This window comes from Lacticaseibacillus manihotivorans DSM 13343 = JCM 12514, from assembly GCF_001435035.1.
In the GTDB taxonomy this organism is placed as follows: Bacteria; Bacillota; Bacilli; order Lactobacillales; family Lactobacillaceae; genus Lacticaseibacillus; species Lacticaseibacillus manihotivorans.
Map to the genome: position 1 here is coordinate 1 of NZ_AZEU01000195.1, position 800 is coordinate 800.

The window sequence follows — 800 nt, forward strand, 5'->3', positions numbered from 1 at the left end:
TCATCTGGGTAATGGCCATGCAAGTCGAAGTAATGATCCAAGGTCGCTTCAAAGTCCTTACTTTCATTGAAGGCGCTGAATTCAAAGCGCTCAATATCAATGATACCTTCACTCAATGAAGCGTCAATCTTAGCTCCGAACTCAACTTTAGCTTTCGCCTTACCACGCTGAATCGGTCGAATGTATGGTTGTTGGAGACTAACAATCCGGTCTGCGACATGGTGAATCTTGTGTGTAAACATGTACCACTGTTGGTTAAACAAGATCCGGATGACACCCAAGCGTATTGCTTGTTTGGCGGTTATGATCGCCCCTGCATCGATGAATTCGTTGATGTAGCGCAGATCACGGCGGACGTATTGAAGTTGGGCCTTGACTTGCTTGTGAACAGATTGCTTTCGGCTCTTTGGATGCCTTGAAAAGGCCGTCCAAACTTGTTTGGCCTCACGCTTGTACATGCGTGGGTTAGGAACATTCAGTTGATGCGCCATGTCAATGGCCATGTCTTCAAGATTCTGGCGGGCTTGATTGAGCAGCGATGTATCTTGGGGATAACGGATCTTCACCGGAATCGCTGTGGCATCCGTGATCATGACGTCAACTTTGAATGGCACCACCGCTTCGATCTTGGCGCGAAGCCAATCGTTGATAATGTTTCTGACCAGTTCAGAGATGTCTGCGATCCGCTTGCGGAAGGTACACAAGCTTGTATAGGCGAAAGGCTTCTCTGCACGATATTCCGGAAGCCCGATGAAATACTGATAAGCCGGCGTATCTCGAATTGCGTCGACCACACCGCG

Annotated in this window: 1 protein-coding gene; it reads right to left on the reverse strand. The window is 48.5% G+C overall.

The features are described 5' to 3' along the window. Positions 1–800, reverse strand: an 800-nt coding sequence (locus tag FD01_RS10810; RefSeq protein WP_162257362.1) for a transposase, incomplete at both ends; no start/stop codon positions are given.